Source organism: Alteromonas aestuariivivens, assembly GCF_003367475.1.
Taxonomy (GTDB): Bacteria; Pseudomonadota; Gammaproteobacteria; order Enterobacterales; family Alteromonadaceae; genus Alteromonas; species Alteromonas aestuariivivens.
The window spans coordinates 1-3,232 of record NZ_QRHA01000024.1 but is presented as its reverse complement, the minus strand read 5'-3'; the positions used below and the strand labels follow the sequence as shown (position 1 = coordinate 3,232).

Sequence of the window (3,232 nt, the reverse complement as noted above, 5' to 3'; positions counted from 1 at the left end):
TTATATTCATGGCTATTACAGCCGACTGAGACCGCATTCATACAACGGTGGTTTAACACCGAATGAATCGGAGAAACGTTACTGGAATAGCTACAACGATGTGGCCAAAATTACTTGACCACTACAGTAGATGCTATAACCCTGTTTGGGGACAAGAACACAAAGAATGTCGTGCTAGAGAAAAGCTACAAGGAATACATGGAAGGTTTTACTGATGTGGTAACAGGTGAAGCACGGCGCGGCTTTATGGACGTAGTGACCGAGCTAGAACAGCGCTTCCCTGCTCCCTCTGCTATAGAGAAAGAATCGGACAAGAAAGACTTTGCCAAACTGTTCGGTGAGTACTTGCGTGTAGAAAATGTGCTGCAAAACTATGATGAGTTTGCCATATTGAAAGCCCTCCAAAGCGTGGACATGAGCGATGAAGAAGCTGTTGAAGCGTTTAAAGCCGAGCATTATTTAGACGATGAAAAACTAGCTGAGTTGAAGACCATACGCCTTCCCGCCGAGCGTAAGATTCAAGACTATCGTTCGACTTACAATGATGTACGCGATTGGCAGCGCCGACAAAAATCAGCGGACGAAAAAGAAAAGTCCACCATCGACTGGGATGACGTAGTCTTTGAAGTCGATTTGTTGAAGTCCCAAGAGATCAATCTCGATTACATACTGGAACTGATTTTTGAGCATAACAAAAAGAACAAGAGTAAGGCTGAGCTCATTGAAGAAGTTCGCCGCCTGATTCGCGCGAGCCTTGGTAACCGAGCCAAAGAGAGCTTGATCGTAGACTTTATTAACCAGACCAACCTTGATGATATTGGTGACAAGGCCAGTATTATTGATGCATTCTTCACCTTTGCTCAGGCAGAGCAGCAAAGAGAGGCTAAGGAGCTGATTGAATCCGAAGGTCTCAATGAAGACCCGGCTAAACGTTATATCTCGGCGTCATTAAAACGAGAGTATGCCAGTGAAAATGGCACTGCTCTTAACGAGGCGCTTCCTAAATTAAGCCCTCTAAACCCGCAGTATAAAACTAAGAAGCAAAGTGTTTTTCAAAAAATTGCTATGTTTGTAGAAAAGTTCAAAGGTGTTGGTGGCAACGTTGCATAAGCCATTAATTTACATTGATCAAAATATAATCGGCCTGCAACTACAAGACCGCATTAATCTCAGAAAACGAGATGATGCAATATGGGTTTATTCAAAAGAACATTTTGCAGAGACTAAACGCGCTCAAAAACCTGAAAAATATTTGGATGTTCTTGATGTATTGGATGCAAAGCTATTAGAACTCAATCTTGACTGTAACTTCAGGATAACCGGCCAAGCGACATTGCATGAGACAGGATGCCCTTACCAACATTTCGATAATTACACCAAAGCGACTAACGAAGTTAGTTTAGATGACAGTATTTTTGATCCTATACAGGTATGGGTTAATGGTGGCGCATGCGAAGATGTATTAATAGACCTATCTGAAAGATTTGCTCAGGAAGTTTTAAATTTAACATCTGGCTTGTCTTTGGGCGACATCAAAATGTTCGATGAGGTTCCGTCTATAAGAGATGCGTTAGACTCGATGATTGTACAAATGCTATCTAATGGAAACGATATACACAAAACTAGGACTGCGCTAGGGGATGAAAAGGGAGCTATAGGAAGCATCAAAGGTAGCAACCAAATTGTACAAATTTGGGATAAAATATCGGCAACAAGTCACCTTACTGATATCAGTTGCGATCAATTTTTTGGTTTTGAGCCTGTTGACAAACAAGGATATGAAGTTTGGCCTATGTACCTTGGCATAATTGCATGTAACTCAGTGCTTGATATACTAGGTTTCCAAGCAGAAAAAAAGTGCAGAAAGCTTGATAAAATCCAAAATGTTAGAAGTGATGCATGCCACATGGCTATGGGAGCTTTTTGCTCCGCCTTTCTATCTGAGGATAAACGATTAATAAAAAGAGCAAAGGCAATTTATGAATACAAAGGTATTGGTACGCATCCAGTATTGTGTTCACGAAAAGGTGATGAATAATTGAAGCGAAAGGCAATTTCAGAATCTGAAATTTTCACAAATCTTCCAATTTTCGCTTGTATTCGACAAGACCTATTATTATAAAGTTTTTGTGTTTAATAAGCCGCGAATTCAACTCCGAAGTGCACCACTCGCTAAATTAGGCCGCACTGCGTAATTCATCGAACACTGCAACCGGCTGTTTAAAGCCGAGGCACTTTCTTGGCCTGGTATTTAATGCCCGTTCAATATCAGCAATCTGCTTATCCGTTACCGTCCGTAAATCCGTGCCTTTACGGATGTACTGGCGCAGCAGGCCATTGAAGTTCTCATTCAATCCGCGTTCCCATGAAGAGTATGGGTTCGCGAAATAGATATCCGCTTTCAACTTCTCTGCAACCTGCTCGTGGTCACAGAATTCACTGCCGTTATCCGCTGTAATAGTGCGGACGTGGCGGCGGTACCGCCACAGCATTCCGACCATGGCCCGGCTTACATCAGCCGCGCTTTTGGCTGGCACTTTACGTATCAGATACAGCTTGCTTTTCCGCTCAACCAGGCTGACTATCGCGCCGGTTCCTTGCTTCCCTAAAACCGTGTCAGCTTCCCAATCACCAAACCGCTTCTTTCTGTTCACGATGGCTGGACGATGCTCAATGCCCACACGATTCGGGATAATGACCCGCTTCGCCCGACTGCCTTTGCGGTATCTGCGTCGACTCTGACGTAATTGCTTATACAGCTTGCCACCGCGTAATTTATCGCGCTGTACATAGCCATAAATCCACTCGTGGCTCACGGAATGGCCTATGAATTGGCCTACGCCAGCAATTTGCTCAGGACTCCATTTCTGGCTCAGGCCAAACTCAACAAACGTAATGGTCGATTCCGGAACACAATATTTTCCAGCCTGACATCGTCGTTTTTCTGCTTTCGCCTGAGCGACTTCCGGCAAGTAATGGCTATCTCGAATTCGATTGCGTCTGACTTCCCGACTGATAGTGCTATGACTTTTCCCCAGTCGCTTTCCTATTTCCCGATAACTGAAACCCTCGCGTAAGTAGGCCTCTATCTGGTATCGTTGTCCCTCGATCAACTGCTTGTAACTCATGGTAGCTAATCTTGTTTTTTGGCGATTACAGAGTACCACCAACAGGCAGTTGATCTCTCCTCACCGTTTAACCATGAGTGGTGCACTTATTATCTGAATTCGGG

3 protein-coding genes are annotated in these 3,232 nt (G+C 43.9%); 2 read left to right on the top strand and 1 reads right to left on the bottom strand.

Features of this window, described 5'->3' with window-relative positions:
• The first annotated feature begins 171 nt into the window (after window positions 1-171).
• Complete coding sequence (locus tag DXV75_RS16940) at window positions 172-1,110, top strand: type I restriction endonuclease subunit R, EcoR124 family (protein ID WP_281268927.1); 939 nt, start codon at window positions 172-174, stop codon at window positions 1,108-1,110.
• Window positions 1,094-2,038: a hypothetical protein gene (locus DXV75_RS16935; protein ID WP_115594602.1), complete on the top strand. Its 945-nt coding sequence runs from the start codon at window positions 1,094-1,096 to the stop codon at window positions 2,036-2,038. Before DXV75_RS16940 ends, DXV75_RS16935 begins: the two co-directional genes overlap by 17 nt.
• Before the next feature lie 139 nt (window positions 2,039-2,177).
• On the opposite strand, the gene DXV75_RS16930 is transcribed toward DXV75_RS16935, so the two are convergent.
• The gene (locus DXV75_RS16930) at window positions 2,178-3,128 is read right to left on the bottom strand and encodes an IS30 family transposase (protein WP_115594601.1); all 951 of its coding nucleotides are present in this window, start codon (window positions 3,126-3,128) and stop codon (window positions 2,178-2,180) included.
• Between the last annotated feature and the right edge of the window lie 104 nt (window positions 3,129-3,232).

Bases quoted from the DNA above. Each gene is read 5' to 3' on its own strand.
- DXV75_RS16930 (WP_115594601.1), bottom strand. From the start codon at position 3,128: ATGAGTTACAAGCAGTTGATCGAGGGACAACGATACCAGATAGAGGCC.